This is a genomic window from Streptomyces sp. NPDC127068, assembly GCF_042724695.1.
In the GTDB taxonomy this organism is placed as follows: domain Bacteria; phylum Actinomycetota; class Actinomycetes; order Streptomycetales; family Streptomycetaceae; genus Streptomyces.
Genome location: NZ_JBHXEN010000003.1, coordinates 221,712 through 237,072 on the forward strand (window position 1 = coordinate 221,712; position 15,361 = coordinate 237,072).

10 protein-coding genes are annotated in these 15,361 nt (G+C 69.8%); 5 read left to right on the plus strand and 5 right to left on the minus strand.

The genetic code is table 11. The annotated features are described in order from the left end of the window. Positions 1-62: 62 nt before the first annotated feature. Positions 63-1,592 carry a helix-turn-helix domain-containing protein gene (locus ACFWIA_RS03000; RefSeq protein ID WP_385488127.1) on the minus strand — a complete coding sequence of 510 codons (1,530 nt, stop codon included), beginning with the start codon at positions 1,590-1,592 and terminating at the stop codon, positions 63-65. 256 nt (positions 1,593-1,848) lie between these two features. Beyond that, on the minus strand, positions 1,849-2,319 hold the full coding sequence (locus ACFWIA_RS03005; RefSeq protein WP_386999819.1) for an SgcJ/EcaC family oxidoreductase: 471 nt from the start codon (positions 2,317-2,319) through the stop codon (positions 1,849-1,851). A gap of 240 nt (positions 2,320-2,559) precedes the next feature. Here ACFWIA_RS03005 and ACFWIA_RS03010 point away from each other — a divergent pair, with 240 nt between their 5' ends. Then, complete coding sequence (locus tag ACFWIA_RS03010; protein ID WP_386999821.1) at positions 2,560-3,222, plus strand: TetR/AcrR family transcriptional regulator; 663 nt, start codon at positions 2,560-2,562, stop codon at positions 3,220-3,222. Positions 3,223-3,256: 34 nt separating this feature from the next. Here the strand turns inward: ACFWIA_RS03010 and ACFWIA_RS03015 are convergent, their stop codons facing one another. Then, the gene (locus ACFWIA_RS03015) at positions 3,257-3,928 is read right to left on the minus strand and encodes a hypothetical protein (protein WP_386999823.1); all 672 of its coding nucleotides are present in this window, start codon (positions 3,926-3,928) and stop codon (positions 3,257-3,259) included. Positions 3,929-3,962: 34 nt separating this feature from the next. After that, positions 3,963-4,478, minus strand: a complete 516-nt coding sequence (locus tag ACFWIA_RS03020; RefSeq protein ID WP_385488115.1) for a hypothetical protein — start codon at positions 4,476-4,478, stop codon at positions 3,963-3,965. A 439-nt stretch (positions 4,479-4,917) separates the two neighbouring features. Between ACFWIA_RS03020 and acnA the strand changes: the two genes are divergently transcribed. Next, a complete protein-coding gene (gene acnA / locus ACFWIA_RS03025) occupies positions 4,918-7,632 on the plus strand; it encodes an aconitate hydratase AcnA (protein WP_386999825.1) in 2,715 nt (904 codons plus the stop codon). 464 nt (positions 7,633-8,096) lie between these two features. On the opposite strand, the gene ACFWIA_RS03030 is transcribed toward acnA, so the two are convergent. Beyond that, the gene (locus ACFWIA_RS03030; RefSeq protein WP_386999827.1) at positions 8,097-11,444 is read right to left on the minus strand and encodes a GH92 family glycosyl hydrolase; all 3,348 of its coding nucleotides are present in this window, start codon (positions 11,442-11,444) and stop codon (positions 8,097-8,099) included. Between the two features lie 500 nt (positions 11,445-11,944). Between ACFWIA_RS03030 and ngcE the strand changes: the two genes are divergently transcribed. The 3 genes from ngcE to ACFWIA_RS03045 are packed head-to-tail and all read left to right on the plus strand — an operon-like array spanning position 11,945 to position 15,284. Next, on the plus strand, positions 11,945-13,393 hold the full coding sequence (gene ngcE, locus ACFWIA_RS03035) for an N-acetylglucosamine/diacetylchitobiose ABC transporter substrate-binding protein (RefSeq protein WP_386999830.1): 1,449 nt from the start codon (positions 11,945-11,947) through the stop codon (positions 13,391-13,393). A 50-nt stretch (positions 13,394-13,443) separates the two neighbouring features. Beyond that, on the plus strand, positions 13,444-14,370 hold the full coding sequence (locus ACFWIA_RS03040) for a carbohydrate ABC transporter permease (RefSeq protein ID WP_386999831.1): 927 nt from the start codon (positions 13,444-13,446) through the stop codon (positions 14,368-14,370). Beyond that, complete coding sequence (locus ACFWIA_RS03045) at positions 14,370-15,284, plus strand: carbohydrate ABC transporter permease (protein ID WP_386999833.1); 915 nt, start codon at positions 14,370-14,372, stop codon at positions 15,282-15,284. Before ACFWIA_RS03040 ends, ACFWIA_RS03045 begins: the two co-directional genes overlap by 1 nt. Positions 15,285-15,361 lie beyond the last annotated feature (77 nt).

The window sequence follows — 15,361 nt, forward strand, 5'->3', positions numbered from 1 at the left end:
CCGCCGCACCCCGCCCGCCCCGCGTTCCAGCGGGCCGGCAAGGGTGCGGCGGCATTCGTGCCTTAGATGTCCCGGAACGTCTCGATCTGCGCGCCGACGGAGTTCAACCGCTCCGCCAGTTCCTCGTACCCGCGGTTGATGACGTACACGTTCCGCAGCACGGACGTGCCCTCCGCGGCCATCATCGCGAGCAGCACCACGACCGCCGGGCGCAGCGCGGGCGGGCACATCATCTCGGCGGCGCGCCAGCGGGTGGGGCCCTCGACCAGTACCCGGTGCGGGTCGAGGAGTTGGAGCCGGCCGCCGAGCCGGTTGAGGTCGGTGAGGTAGATCGCCCGGTTGTCGTAGACCCAGTCGTGGATGAGGGTCTTGCCCTGCGCGGTCGCCGCGATGGCCGCGAAGAACGGGACGTTGTCGATGTTCAGGCCCGGGAAGGGCATGGGGTGGATCTTGTCGATCGGCGCCTCCAGTTTGGAGGGGCGGACCGTGAGGTCGACGAGCCGGGTCCGGGCGTTGTCGGCGACGTACTCGGCGGACCGGTCGTGGTCGAGGCCCATCTCCTCCAGGACCGCCAGCTCGATCTCCAGGAACTCGATGGGCACCCGGCGGATCGTCAGCTCGGACTCGGTGACGACGGCCGCGGCCAGCAGGCTCATCGCCTCGACCGGGTCCTCGGAGGGCGAGTAGTCGACGTCGACGTCGATGGTGGGCACGCCGTGGACGGTCAGGGTGGTGGTGCCGATGCCGTCGACCCGTACGCCCAGCGCTTCCAGGAAGAAGCAGAGGTCCTGGACCATGTAGTTGGAGGAGGCGTTGCGGATCACGGTCGTGCCGTCGTACCGGGCGGCGGCGAGCAGCGCGTTCTCGGTCACGGTGTCGCCGCGTTCGGTGAGGACGATGGGCCGGTCGAGTTGGGCGTCCCGTTCGACCTCGGCGTGGTACAGGCCCTCGGTCGCGGTGATGTCCAGGCCGAACCGGCGCAGGGCGATCATGTGCGGCTCGATGGTGCGGGTGCCGAGGTCGCAGCCGCCCGCGTAGGGGAGCTTGAAGTGGTCCATGCGGTGCAGCAGCGGACCGAGGAACATGATGATGGACCGGGTGCGCCGGGCCGCGTCCGCGTCGATGGCGGCCATGTCGAGCTGGGCGGGCGGCACGATCTCCAGGTCGACGCCGTCGTTGATCCAGCGGGTGCGCACCCCGATGGAGTTGAGGACCTCCAGCAGGCGGAAGACCTCTTCGATCCGGGCGACCCTGCGCAGGACCGTGCGGCCCTTGTTGAGGAGCGTGGCGCACAGGAGCGCGACGCAGGCGTTCTTGCTCGTCTTGACGTCGATGGAACCGGACAGACGGCGTCCGCCGACCACCCGCAGATGCATGGGTCCCGCGTACCCCAGGGACACGATCTCGCTGTCGAGTGCTTCGCCGATGCGCGCGATCATCTCAAGGCTGATGTTTTGGTTCCCGCGTTCAATGCGGTTGACGGCACTCTGGCTTGTGCCGAGCGCTTCGGCGAGCTGGGACTGGGTCCAGCCGCGATGCTGTCGCGCGTCACGGATGAGCTTGCCGATGCGTACGAGGTAGTCGTCTGCCATGTGCCGCAGGCTATCTCAGATATGAGATGAAGTTACCGTCAGGGTGGGCCATCGGAGTTGATGGGCCCGCGGATGGGTGACGGGGTCACCCGGCCGGATCGACCTGAAGGTCGCAGTGCCCGGTCCGTCCGTTCTCGTCCGGATTCGGGCGCTTCTTGATCCCGATCTTCGGCGGTGCGTCGGGGGTGCGGCAAGCGGGCTTGCGCCGTCCGGGGCGGCCGGGGAGGAGGGGCCGGCCCCCGGTGGCGGGTGCGGGTCAGCTCAGGATCGGCGTGGTCTGCGAGTGGGTGATCCTCCAGCGGGCGTCGGGCTCACCGCTCTTCTCCAGCATGTGGGTGAGGGAGCCGGACGTTCCGGGAAGCGGCTTTCCTTCGCTTTCCTCCCGTTCGTCCGAAACGTGCTTCACGCTCACCACGACCGCCACGTCGGGGCGGACGAAGCGGACGTCCAGGATCTCCACCGTCGTCAGGACCTTGGCCAGGGGGGAGGCGAGTGCGGCGTGCATGGCCTGTTCGAGTGCGTCCCGGCCGAGTACCCGCCGTCCGCCGAAGTTCACGACGGACGCGTCCGGGGTGTACAGGGGGAGGAAGCGCTCGGGGTCGCTCTGGTGGGTGCTGGCGTCCGAGACGACCTGGCGTATCGCGGCGAGGTCGGCCTCCCGGGTGGCCGGGTCCGGGGTGGTGGCCCCTGCGGTTCCGGGGGTCGACGTCGGGTGGGTGTCGGTCATGGCTCTGCTCCCTTTGGTGTGGAGGCTCCGGCAGTCCGCAGGTTCCGAACTGCGGAGCATTTTGCTCCGGTTGGAACGTCAGCTTAGGTGCGGAGCGATTCGCTCCGCAAGGGGGTGCGGGGAACGAGTTCGTCAGGAGCGACCGAACTCCCCTGCGGTCCGCGGGTCCTGGAACGCGCCCGCGGTTCGGGTCGGTGCCGCGACGGACCACCGCCGCGCCGCCGATTACGATGCGGCCGTATGACGTCTTCCGAACGACGAGGCCCCCGCCAGGCGGAGGCCGAGCGCAACGACCGTGCCCTCCTCCAGGCGGCCCGCGAGGTGCTCGCCGCCGAGGGTGCGCACGCCTCGGTCGCCGCGATCGCCGCGCGCGCGGGCGTCGGCATCGGCAGCCTCTACCGCCGCTACCGGACCAAGGAGGAGCTGTTCCAGCGGCTCAGCCAACTGTCCGTGGAGCACTGGGCCGAGGCGGCCGAGCGGGGACTCGCGGACCCCGACCCCTGGTCCGGCCTCGCGGACTTCGTCGTCACCTGTGTCGAGTTCGGCCAGGGCTCACTGGGCCCCGTCGCCGGGACCATCGAGGTCACCGAGGCCATGCGGGAGGCGAGCGAGCGCTCCGACCGGTTGTTCGGCGCCCTGGTGGACCGGGCCCGCGAGGCGGGCGCCCTGCGTCCGGACGTCACCGCGGTGGACCTGACGCTCCTCATCGAACAGTTCGGTACCTCGCCCGTCCTGGACCAGCTCCGCAAACAGGGCCGCGACCACCTCCTCCCCGAAGCGCGCCAGGCCCGGCGACGCATCGTGGCCCTGGTCCTGGAGGGCCTGCGCGCCCCCGGTACGGACCCGCTACCCGGCGGGCCGCCCTCCGCGCGCCTCTTCACCGAGCGCTGGGCCCGCGACTGACCGCCACGGCGCACTCCGGTCAGCGTCGGGTGCGTCAGCGACCGAGCCCGACCACACCCCAGCTGCGGTGCTCCGCGGCCGTCACGACCTCGCCCCATTCGCGCACCAACCGGGCGAACTCCTCGTACGTCTCCATCCAGCTGTTCGGCCGGGCCGGCCGGGCGTCGAACGGTGCGCGCAGATCCGACAGGTGCGGTGCCGCCCGGCGCCAGGCGTCCGCCCTCGGTGCCACGGCGCCGGGAGCGGCCGAGACCAGGAGCGGGGCGCCCGGCCGGTCGGGCGCCGCGGCGAGCAGGGGCTCCGGAGTGTCCTCCTCGCCGGGCGGCACCCAGAGGAGACCCGAGAGGAAGGCGTCCAGGGCGCCGCGCACCCGGTGGGCCGCCGGGGCGTCCCGCAGCTCCTCCCAGCGCTCGCCGGCCCAGAAGTGCGGCTTGAACGAGCCACAGGTCAGTGTGAACTCGTAGGCCAGGTACCAGGGTTCCCCCGGGGCCCGCGGCGGTATCCACCCCGCGTCCGGATCGGCGCAGTCGGGGCAGTCCCAGCAGCCGACGCCCCCGTCGCACCGCCCGCCCGCGCAGTGCGCACCGCAGCGGCACCGGTCCGCGTCCTCGTCGAGCGCGGACTCCAGGAGCGCCAGCCGCCGCCCGGGCGGTGCGTCCGCCAGCCGTCGCCAGTCCACGACGACGACGGTGACGTCCAGTCCCATGTGCTTCCCCCCGGGAGTCCCCCGTTCCGCCGGCTCAGCTGGCGAGCACCTCGGCCACCGCGAGGCGGGCGGCCCGGTTCGTCCGGGGCTCCAGCGGTGCGAGCCGTCCGACCGTGTGGTCGAGCCATCCGAGGTCGCCGAGCCATGCCGCGTGCCCCGCCTCGACGGTCTGGCGCAGTAGTTCGCCCGCCAACAGCACCTCGCTCACGGTGTAGAGCCGTGCGTGGTGGCTGAACCTCCCCACCCAGTTCTCGTCGGGGTCGCGCAGGGTCGCCCGGAGGCAGGACCCGGCACCGGGTGCGGGGACCTCGCCGGCGAGGTCGGTGGTGGCGCCGGTCGGGCGGGGGCTCTCCCGGGTGGAGGTGACCAGGGTGTCGAGATCGAGGAACCGGTCCCAGGTGACCACCCGCTCCGGCGCCCCGGCCGCACGGTGGGCTGCGCCGTCGGCCCGGAGCACGAAGAAGGCTCCGCCCTCCTGCCTGGGGTCCCCGATGATCCATCCGCCCCCTCCGTCGGCGTACCGCTCCAGCGGCCCCAGACGCGCTTGCATGATCCCCCCTGACGTTCGTGCTCGGCACCAGGACTTTAGCCGTCCGCGGAGGGGACGGTTCGCCAGTGGCGGGATACCGACCGGAACCCGCGGCGGCGGTCGCCCGGCCGAGCGGGTCGCCACCGGGTCGCGGGAGCGGTCGCGCAGGGGTGCGGGGATGACGGGGTGCTCCTGCGCGGGAGCCCGGGGCGCCGGTCGGGAACGCCTCGTACCCGGTGCCCTGCGCACGGTGACGGGCAGGGGGGAACCGGGGTCCGGGCATGACCGAGCGGCCGCGATGTACTAGAGTTATCTCGACATCGAGATATCTGCCTAGGTGTACCGCAGCCGCCAACTCGGTAAGGTCAACCTAACTTAGCCTTACCTTAGCGGATCGGCGAGAGGCCGTGGCGGCAGGATTTGCGATTGCGGTAGACGCGCAATGAAGAAGGAGACTGTCGTGTCGGCGAACAGCTTCGACGCCCGTGCCACGCTGAGCGTGGGTGACGAGTCGTACGAGATCTTCAGGCTGGACAAGGTCGAGGGCTCCGCGCGCCTTCCCTACAGCCTGAAGGTGCTACTGGAGAACCTCCTCCGGACCGAGGACGGCGCGAACATCACCGCCGACCACATCAGGGCCCTCGGTGGCTGGGACTCGCAGGCCCAGCCCAGCCAGGAGATCCAGTTCACGCCGGCCCGCGTGATCATGCAGGACTTCACCGGCGTGCCCTGCGTCGTGGACCTCGCCACCATGCGCGAGGCCGTCAAGGAGCTGGGCGGCGATCCGGCGAAGATCAACCCGCTGGCCCCGGCCGAGCTGGTCATCGATCACTCCGTCATCGCCGACAAGTTCGGCACCAACGACGCCTTCGCGCAGAACGTCGAGCTGGAGTACGGCCGCAACCGCGAGCGCTACCAGTTCCTGCGCTGGGGCCAGACCGCGTTCGACGAGTTCAAGGTCGTCCCGCCCGGCACCGGCATCGTCCACCAGGTGAACATCGAGCACCTGGCCCGTACCGTCATGGTCCGCAAGGGCCAGGCGTACCCCGACACCCTGGTCGGCACCGACTCGCACACCACCATGGTCAACGGCCTCGGTGTGCTGGGCTGGGGCGTCGGCGGCATCGAGGCCGAGGCCGCGATGCTCGGCCAGCCGGTCTCGATGCTCATCCCGCGCGTCGTCGGCTTCAAGCTGACCGGTGAGCTGACCCCGGGCACCACCGCCACCGACCTCGTGCTGACCATCACCGAGATGCTCCGCAAGCACGGTGTCGTCGGCAAGTTCGTGGAGTTCTACGGCGAGGGCGTCGCCGCGACCTCGCTCGCCAACCGCGCCACCATCGGCAACATGTCGCCGGAGTTCGGCTCCACCGCCGCGACCTTCCCGATCGACGACGAGACCCTGAAGTACCTGCGCCTGACCGGCCGCAGCGAGCAGCAGGTCGCGCTCGTGGAGGCGTACGCCAAGGAGCAGGGCCTGTGGCTGGACCCGGCCGCCGAGCCGGACTTCTCGGAGAAGCTGGAGCTCGACCTCTCCACGGTCGTCCCCTCCATCGCCGGCCCCAAGCGCCCGCAGGACCGCATCGTCCTCGCCAACGCCGCCCAGCAGTTCGCGCTGGACGTCCGCAACTACGTGGCCGACGACGAGGAGGCGGGCAAGGAGTCCTTCCCCGCGTCCGACGCCCCGGCCGCCACCAACGGCGTGCCGACCCGTCCGACCCAGGTCACGGCCCCCGACGGCACCACCTACGAGATCGACCACGGCGCCGTCACCGTCGCCGCGATCACCTCCTGCACCAACACCTCGAACCCGTACGTCATGGTCGCCGCCGCGCTGGTGGCCAAGAAGGCGGTCGAGAAGGGCCTCACCCGCAAGCCGTGGGTGAAGACCACCCTGGCCCCGGGCTCCAAGGTCGTCACCGACTACTTCGACAAGGCGGGGCTCACCCCCTACCTCGACAAGGTCGGCTTCAACCTGGTCGGCTACGGCTGCACCACCTGCATCGGCAACTCCGGCCCGCTGCCGGAGGAGGTCTCCAAGGCCGTCAACGAGCACGACCTCGCGGTCACCTCGGTGCTGTCCGGCAACCGCAACTTCGAGGGCCGGATCAACCCCGACGTCAAGATGAACTACCTGGCGTCCCCGCCGCTGGTCGTCGCGTACGCCCTCGCCGGCTCGATGAAGATCGACATCACCACCGAGGCCCTGGGCATCGACCAGGACGGCAAGCCGGTCTACCTCCAGGACATCTGGCCCACCGAGGCCGAGGTGAACGACGTCGTCGCCAACGCCATCGGCGAGGACATGTTCAACAAGTCCTACAAGGACGTCTTCGCGGGCGACGCCCAGTGGCAGGCGCTGCCGATCCCCACCGGCAACACCTTCGAGTGGGACGCCGAGTCCACCTACGTGCGCAAGCCCCCGTACTTCGAGGGCATGACGATGGAGACCACCCCGGTCTCCGACATCTCCGGCGCCCGGGTGCTGGCCAAGCTGGGCGACTCGGTCACCACCGACCACATCTCCCCGGCCGGCGCCATCAAGGCCGACACCCCCGCCGGCAAGTACCTCACGGAGCACGGCGTCCAGCGTCGCGACTTCAACAGCTACGGCTCGCGCCGCGGCAACCACGAGGTCATGATCCGCGGCACGTTCGCCAACATCCGGTTGCGCAACCAGATCGCGGCGGGCACCGAGGGCGGCTACACCCGCGACTTCACGCAGGCCGACGCCCCCGTGTCGTTCATCTACGACGCCTCCCGCAACTACATCGACCAGGGCATCCCGCTGGTCGTGCTCGCGGGCAAGGAGTACGGCTCCGGGTCCTCCCGCGACTGGGCCGCCAAGGGCACCGCGCTGCTCGGCGTCAAGGCCGTCATCGCCGAGTCGTACGAGCGCATCCACCGCTCGAACCTCATCGGCATGGGCGTCCTGCCGCTCCAGTTCCCCGAGGGCGCGACGGCCGCTTCGCTGGGTCTGACCGGCGAGGAGACCTTCTCCTTCACCGGTGTCACCGAGCTGAACGAGGGCGTCACCCCGCGCACCGTCAAGGTCACCACCGACACGGGTGTGGAGTTCGACGCGGTGGTCCGCATCGACACGCCGGGTGAGGCCGACTACTACCGCAACGGCGGCATCATGCAGTACGTGCTGCGTTCGCTGATCCGCAAGTAGTCCGCGGAAGAGTGCCGCACTCCGCCCGGGGGTGCGGCACTCTGTCGTATCCGGCTGCGGTCCTGGGCGGGCGTGCGCTCGTCCTGTGCGGTGCGCTGTGGTTGCTCGCGCCCCTTGGGGTACGCCCTGGCAGGCGTGCGCTGTCTCGTGCGGTGCGCGGTAGTCGTCCGCGCAGTTCCCCGCGCCCCTCATGGTGCGCCCTGGCGGGCGTGCGCTGTCCCCGTGCGGGTGGGCGGTGGTTGCTCGCGCAGTTCCCCGCGCCCCTAAGGGGCGCCCGGGTGGGCGTATCGCGGAGGGCGGGCGGATGGGCGACGGCGAGGCGTGCCCCCTCAGGGGCGCGGGGAACTGCGCAAGGCCACAGCGCACCTGGACAGGGACAGCGCACCCAGGCAGGGGCGCACCGATAGGGGCGCGGGGAACTACGCGGGCAACCACAACGCACCTGCACAGGAGCAGCGCAGGCGTCAGCCCAGGAGCTCCACCTCCGCCAGCGCGACCTCCCGGTCGAACACCAAGCGGTAGCGCTCGTACGCGACGGGGGAACCCCCCGAGGGAACGGAGAACACCCTCAGCTGCCGCCCCCAGGCGAACCCTTCGCGCACCCGCCGGTCCAGCGTCCGCCACCCCGCGCCCCCGGCAGAACCCTGAAGCACCCAGCCGACACGCGCCCCGCCGCGCTCCGCGGAGGTCAACGTGTACTGCACCGCCCGGCCCCGCCGCCCGACCGGCAACGCGACCGACCGCACCCGCTCCGAGGTCGCCGACGTGTCGTCGAACAACGGCCCCGCGCCCCGCAACAGGTCCGCACGGGGCACCGGCCGCCGGTCGTCACCGGTGAGCGAGGCGGGCGCCGCCCCCGGACCCGTCCCCCAGGACGACGGCCGCGGCCCCATCGCGAACTCCACCACCCCGCCCCGGGCCAGCACCTCGTGCGGCAGGGCCGTCGAACGCCAGGGCTTCCCGTTGACGGTGAGGCCCTGCACGTACACGTTCCGGGCGCTGTTGCGCGGCGCCCGCACCACCAGCGTGCGGCCGTTGTCCATGCGCACGGTCGCCTCGGTGAACAGCGGCGAGCCCACCGCGTACTCCCCGCCGCCCAGGACCAGCGGATAGAACCCCAGCGCGGAGAACAGGTACCACGCCGACTGCTCGCCGTTGTCCTCGTCCCCGTGGTAGCCCTGCCCGATCGTCGAGCCCGTGTACAGCCGGGCCAACACCTCGCGGACCTTCGCCTGCGCCTTCCAGGGCTGCCCCGCCGCGTCGTACAGGTACGCCACGTGGTGCGCGACCTGGTTCGCGTGCCCGTACTGGCCCATCCGCACGTCCCGGGCCTCGGTCATCTCGTGGATGACCCGACCGTACGAGCCGGGGAACCGGGCCGTCTCCGGCGTGGCGAAGTACCGGTCGAGCCGCGCGGCCAGCGCCGCCCGGCCGCCGTACAGGTTGGCCAGCCCCCGGGTGTCGTGCGGCACCGAGAAGGCGTACCCCCAGCCGTTCGTCTCGGTGTAGTCGTGGCCCCACACCCGCGGGTCGTACGCCGACGGGTCCAGCCGCCAGCGGCCCTTGGCGTCCCGTCCCTGGAAGAACCCGACCCGTGCGTCGAAGAGGTTCACGTAGTGCCGCGCCCGGTCGAGGAAGTACGTGGCCTCTTCCCGGTACCTGCGCTGCCCCGTGCGCTCGTACAGGGCCCGGGCCATCCGCCCGATGCCGTGGTCGTTCACGAAGCCCTCCACGGCCCAGGAGAGGCCCTCACGGGTCGTCGTGCTGGTGTACCCGAGGAACGGTGAGGTGGCCATGCCCTTGCGGCCCACCCCGGACGAGGACGGCACCACGGTCGCGTTCTTCAGCGCCGCCTCGTACGCGCGCTCCGCGTCGAAGCGGACGCCCTTCAGGTACGCGTCCGCGAAGGCCACGTCGGAGGAGGTGCCCGTCATCAGGTCCGCGTACCCCGGCGACGACCAGCGCGAGGTCCACCCGCCGTCCCGGTACTGCTGCACGAACCCCTCGACCAGGCGCCCGGCGTGTTCCGGGGTGAGGAACGCGTAGGCGGGCCACGTCGTGCGGTACGTGTCCCAGAAGCCGTTGTTGACGTACACCCGGCCCGGGACGATCCGGGCCCCGGTGCGCACGGGGGTGTCCGGGCGGGGCTGCGGGGAGAACGGCGAGGCGTAGCGGGGGGAGCCGTCCACCGTTTCGAAGCCGGAGTTGGGGTACAGGTACAGCCGGTACAGGTTGGAGTACAGGGTCGTCAGCTGTTCCGGGCTCGCCCCCTTCACCCGCACCCGGCCGAGCAGCGCGTCCCACTGCCGCTGGGCCGCCGCCCGCACCGCCTCGAACGGTGTGCCCTCCGGGATCTCCTGGCGCAGGTTGGCCTTCGCCTGCTCCAGCGAGATCAGCGAGGTCGCCAGCCGCAGCGTGACGGTGCGCTCGGGACCCGCGTCGAGGCGGACGTAACCGGCGACCTCGCCGCCCGCGTCGCTCGTCAGCGGGCCGGCGCGCCGCACCGGCCGGTCGAGGACCCCGTACACGAACAGTCGGGTCGCCCCCGCCGAGAGCCCCGAGCGCACGTCGGAGTAGCCGGTGACCTCGCGGCTGTCCGGGCGGAGGGTGAGTCCCGCCCGGTCCGAGACGTTGTCGAACAGCAGGTTGGCGTCCTCGCCGGGGAACGTGAACCGCAGGGCCGCCGCGTGGTCCGTGGGGGCCATCTCGGCCCGTAGACCGTTCTCGAACGTCACCCCGTAGGAGTGGGGCCGCGCCGTCTCGTTCTCGTGCCGGAACGCCAGGGCCCGTGCCCTGCGTCCGGCGTCGGGGGTGCCGGACGCGGTGGACGGCATGATCTGGAAGGTCTGTCGGTCGCCGATCCACGGGCTCGGCTCATGGCTGGCGCCGAACGCCTGGAGCGTCGGCAGGTTGTCCGCGCCGTTCCCGCGCGCGTAGTCGTACAGCCAGGTCAGCGAACCGGCGTCGGTGATCGGCGTCCAGAAGTTGAAGCCGTGCGGAACCGCCGTCGCGGGGAAGGTGTTGCCGCGCGAGTAGGCGCGGCTGGAGTGCGTGCCCCGGACCGTCGAGACCAGGTCGGAGGGACGGGCGCGCGGGTCGGCGGCCGGGTCGCCCGCGGTGCGCAGGACCAGGTCGTCCACCCATCCGCCGAGCTGTCCCGGACCTTTTGGCGCGTCGTAGGCGAGGAGCACCCGGTCGACGGTGCGGCCCCGGGCCACCGCGCCGATCCGGGAGACGACGTCGTTCCACTGGTTGACGTAGAGCACCTTCGCCGCGCCCTGGCCGTGCGGGCTCAGCGGGAAGCCGTGCTGGTCGCGGGCGCCCAGCCGGCTCAGCAGGGTGCCGTCGGTGAACGCGAGGTCCACGGAGACCCGCGTCGCGCGGTAGTCGAGGTCCCCGTCGGTCATCTCCGGGAAGATCCGGTACCCGAGTTCGGTGTCCGGGCCCACCCGGACGTCCACGTCGAAGACCTCGTGGCGGGCGTGCGCCCGTCCGTCCGTCCGGTGCGCGCCCCGGTAGTGCAGTGCTCCGGTCCCGGTGAACCCGGCGTGGGTCTTGGCGGTGGGGGAGCGGGCGGGACCGCGGTCGACGGAGGACTCCAGGGTCGCCCCCGAGGCCGGCGGCTGCCCGGACGGGTCGGGGCCGTCGGGGTCCGGCCGGTCGGGCGCGGGGTGGCCGGTTTCGAAGGAGGACGTGAACGCGGTGTCGGGCGGGGTGTCGGCCGTGCCCGGTCCGGCGGCCCCCAGAAGCAGCAGGGCCGTGCAGACCGCTACGGCGGTTCGGTGGGTTCCGTGCCGGATTCGACGCCGCATGTGCTCCTCCGCAGCAGGGAGACAACGTTGTCAATTGCGCTGCGCAACGAACAGTAGCGTGGCAAGTGGCCGGTGCCGGCAAGGGTGTTGCCCCTGTGTCGCGGGGCGGACGGAGGTCCCGGGGGGCGTCGCGCGGGCATTTCATCAGGTCATCGGATGCGCGATGGCGAATTCATCCCATGTCGGGCACGAACGTGGGGTGGTGGCGTACCGCGCTGATATCCGTGAGGTCTCAACTAGGGAAAGACTGGCGCCCAAACTCGCATTCGATCTTGCCCGGGTGTCTGCAAGTGGACTATACCTGTGCGCGTCCGCAGCACTTCGAGCCGCGGACCGACCGGGGGGATGGGGGAAGGCGGGACAGTGGCGTCTGGGGGACGCCCGTTCCGCGCATTCCAGCCGATCCCGTGGTTTTGTGTTCGACCCCAGCTTCATCACACCGCGGTGCCGGGGAGGGTCCGGTTCACCGCCTGAGTCCTGGAGAAGGCGAGGACTTGAGCATGGGATCTTCCGCCCAGAACGAGCAGGGTGGCCTTGGCCGCCGCGATCTGATCAAGCGGTCCGCTGCGATCGGCGTGATCGCGGTTCCCACGATGAGTTTCCTGTCCGCTTGCGCGAGTGGCGACAGCGGCGGCGACGACAAGGTCGAGAAGGGCAAGAAGTCGGCCGAGAACCCGCTGGCCGTCAACGAGAAGGCGCAGCTGGAATTCGTCCTGTTCGACGGTGGCTTCGGCAAGGAGTACGCCGAGGACGCCAACAAGATCTACGAGAAGAAGTTCTCCGGGGCGCCGAAGGTCAAGTTCCTTCCGACGCAGAAGATCCAGTCCACGCTCTCGCCCCGTTTCAACGGGGGCACCCCGCCGGACCTCATCGACAACTCCGGCGCCGAGCAGATGGACATGGGCGTCCTGGTCGGCAAGAAGCAGCTCGCCGACCTGAGGCCGCTGCTGGACGCCCCGTCCGTCGACGACCCGAACAAGAAGGTCCGCGACACCCTGCGGCCCGGCATCGTCGAGATGGGCCAGTTCGACGGCGACGAGGTCTGGATCCTCTACTACGCCTACACCGTGTACGGCGTCTGGTACTCGCAGAAGGCCCTCGACTCCCTCGACGCGGAATACCCGAAGACCTGGGACGAGATGCTGGAGGTCTGTAAGAAGGCCAAGAAGAAGGACATGGCGGGCTGGACGTACGCGGGCAAGCACCCGTACTACCTCCCCTTCTCGCTGTACCCGATGATCGGCAAGCGCGGTGGCCGCCAGGTCCTCGACGCGATCGACAACCTCGAGCCGAACGCGTGGAAGCACCCCGCGGTCAAGGAGTGCTTCGAGGCGTACTACGAGCTCTACAAGAAGGGCTACATCCTCAAGGGCACGGCGGGTCTGGACCACATCCAGTCGCAGACCGCGTGGACCGAGGGCAAGGCGCTCTTCATCCCCAACGGCTCGTGGGTCGAGAACGAGGCCGCCAAGACGATGCCGGCCGACTTCAACCTGGCCGTCTCCGCGCCGACCGGCATCGACAGCTCGGACAAGATGCCGTTCGGCACCATGTGGGCGTCCGGCGGCGAGCCCTTCATCGTCCCGAAGCAGGCCAAGAACGCCGAGGGCGGCATGGAGATGCTCCGCATCATGCTGAGCGAGGAGTCCTCCAAGAACTTCACCGGCAAGGTGAAGTCGCTCAGCGCGCTCAACGGCGGCACCGACGGCCTGGACCTGACCCCGGGTCTGAAGTCCGGTGTCGCGGCGCTGAAGCTCGCCGGCGACAACGTGGTGAACCCGCGCCTCCAGGACTGGTACGTCCAGCTCCAGAAGGAGCAGATCGGCACCGCCGCGCTCGGTCTGATGATGTCCGGGAAGCTCACCCCGACCGAGACGATCAAGAAGATCCAGGACTTCGCCGACGCGACGGCCAAGGACGACTCGATCAAGCACTACAAGCACCAGTAAGCCATGGGTCACCAGCGGCGGCACCCGCTAGCAGATCGGGGTCGGTAGCAATGCAGCACGGTAAGTACCGGTTCATCGTGGGATTCCTCGTGGTCCCCTTGACGTTGTACGCACTCTTCGTCATTTGGCCATTCATCCAGTCCATCTTCTACTCGTTCACGGACTGGACAGGTCTGAGCCCGGACTTCAAGATGGTCGGCTTCGACAACTACACCAGGATGTTCGACGACGATATTTTCTGGAAATCGTTGCAACACAGCCTGTTGTTCGCGTTGCTGCTGCCGCTGGTGACGCTCAGCCTGGCGCTGTTCTTCGCCTTTATGATCAATGTGGGTGGAAGACGCCGCAAGGGCGGCCCGGTGGTCAGTGGCGTGCGCGGGTCGGGCTTCTACAAGATCGTCTACTTCTTCCCGCAGGTCCTTTCCATCGCGATCGTGGCCCTGTTGTTCCAGTTCGCCTACAACCCCGAGAGCGGCGCGATCAATTCCGTTCTCAAGGGCGTCGGATACGGGGACGACCTCCCCGTGTGGCTGGGCGACCCGGACCTCGCACTCTGGTGCGTGATGGCGGTCCTCGTCTGGTCCACGGTCGGATTCTTCGTGGTCCTCTTCTCGGCGGGCATGGCGTCGATCCCGTCGGAGCTGTACGAAGCGGCCCTGCTCGACGGCGCCAGCCGGTTCACGACCTTCTTCCGGATCACGCTGCCCCTGCTGTGGGACACCGTCCAGTCCGGTTGGGTCTACATCGGCATCCTGGCCCTGGGAGCCGAGTCGTTCGCGGTCGTGCAGATCATGACGGTCGGCCCCGGCGGACCCGACTACTCCACCACCGTCATGGTGCTGTACGTGTACCAGAAGGCGTTCCGTGACGGTCAGGCCGCCTACGCAACCACGATCGGTGTCGCCCTGCTCGTCGTGACGTTGGCCTTCGCCGCCATCGTGATGCGGCTGGGCCGGCGCGAGCGGCTGGAGTTCTGATGAAGACCACCGAGACCCCCACCCCCGCCGTTCCCGCGCCGCGGGCGACCCCGCCGCGCGCACCGCGCACCGGTGTCCGGAAGAAGTCCGAGGGACAGGTCCTCAACGTCTTCTCGCACGGCATCCTGATCGTCTGGGCGATCCTGGTGGTGATGCCGCTCCTGTGGGCGGTCATGACCTCCTTCAAGGACGACAAGTCCATCTTCAGGTCGCCGTGGGCGCTCCCGGACAAGCTGCACTTCGAGAACTGGTCGCGGGCCTGGACCGAGGCCAACATGGCCGACTACTTCCTGAACACCATCCTGGTGGTGGGCGGGTCGCTGATCGGCACCCTGGTCCTCGGGTCGATGACCGCGTACGTGCTGGCCAGGTTCGAGTTCCCGGGCAACCGGTTCCTCTACTACCTGTTCGTCGGGGGCATGAGCTTCCCGGTGATGCTGGCCCTGGTGCCGCTGTTCTACGTCGTGAACAACATGGGGCTGCTGAACACCATCCACGGCCTGATCCTGGTGTACATCGCCTACTCACTGCCGTTCACGGTGTTCTTCCTGACCTCGTTCTTCCGCACCTTGCCGTCCTCGGTGGCGGAGGCGGCGTTCGTGGACGGGGCCTCGCACACCAGGACGTTCTTCCAGGTCATGCTGCCGATGGCCAAACCGGGTCTGATCAGCGTCGGCATCTTCAACTTCCTGGGGCAGTGGAACCAGTACATGCTGCCGACGGTGCTCAACACCGACCCGGAGGAGCGCGTGCTGACCCAGGGGCTGGTGCAACTGGCCGTCAGCCAGGGCTACAAGGGCGACTGGTCCGGCCTCTTCGCCGGCCTGGTGATGGCGATGCTGCCGGTGCTGGCCGCGTACGTGGTCTTCCAGCGCCAGGTGGTCGCCGGACTCACCGCGGGCGCGCTGAAGTAGGAACACCGCGAGCACGCACGGCCGAGGGGCCCGGGGACACCCCCCGCCCCCCCCGCCGGGTCGTATAAAAAAAACAC

Coding starts and splice junctions, on each gene's coding strand:
- ACFWIA_RS03000 (WP_385488127.1), bottom strand. CDS start 1,592: ATGGCAGACGACTACCTCGTACGCATCGGCAAGCTCATCCGTGACGCG.
- ACFWIA_RS03005 (WP_386999819.1), bottom strand. CDS start 2,319: ATGACCGACACCCACCCGACGTCGACCCCCGGAACCGCAGGGGCCACC.
- ACFWIA_RS03010 (WP_386999821.1), top strand. CDS start 2,560: ATGACGTCTTCCGAACGACGAGGCCCCCGCCAGGCGGAGGCCGAGCGC.
- ACFWIA_RS03015 (WP_386999823.1), bottom strand. CDS start 3,928: ATGGGACTGGACGTCACCGTCGTCGTCGTGGACTGGCGACGGCTGGCG.
- ACFWIA_RS03020 (WP_385488115.1), bottom strand. CDS start 4,478: ATGCAAGCGCGTCTGGGGCCGCTGGAGCGGTACGCCGACGGAGGGGGC.
- ACFWIA_RS03030 (WP_386999827.1), bottom strand. CDS start 11,444: ATGCGGCGTCGAATCCGGCACGGAACCCACCGAACCGCCGTAGCGGTC.
- ngcE (WP_386999830.1), top strand. CDS start 11,945: ATGGGATCTTCCGCCCAGAACGAGCAGGGTGGCCTTGGCCGCCGCGAT.
- ACFWIA_RS03040 (WP_386999831.1), top strand. CDS start 13,444: ATGCAGCACGGTAAGTACCGGTTCATCGTGGGATTCCTCGTGGTCCCC.
- ACFWIA_RS03045 (WP_386999833.1), top strand. CDS start 14,370: ATGAAGACCACCGAGACCCCCACCCCCGCCGTTCCCGCGCCGCGGGCG.